Here is a 299-nt window from a genome sequence, read left to right as displayed (position 1 = left end):
CAAACCCAGGTGACTTGACTGACGGTCAAACAGTGACAGCAACAGCAACTGACCCTGCAGGCAATACTTCATTGCCAGGTTCAGGCGTGGTGTCTGCGGACATTACTGCACCTGTCGTTGCACTCGATGATGTGTTAACCAATGACAGCACACCAGCGTTGACGGGTACCGTGAACGATCCGACTGCAACTGTGGTGGTGACTGTCGATGGCACAGACTATCCAGCGACCAACAATGGTGACGGCACTTGGACCCTTGCAGACAATACACTGCCTGCATTAACAGACGGTCCACACACG

The 299-nt window shown here is 53.5% G+C and carries 1 protein-coding gene; it reads left to right on the top strand.

All coding sequences use genetic code 11. From position 1 onward, the window contains the following. On the top strand, positions 1-299 hold a 299-nt coding region (locus ACS604_RS18995), incomplete at both ends, for an Ig-like domain-containing protein (protein WP_474772671.1).

Source organism: Acinetobacter sp. Li1LvA2, assembly GCF_056156705.1.
This window is presented reverse-complemented; position numbering and strand designations above follow the sequence as displayed.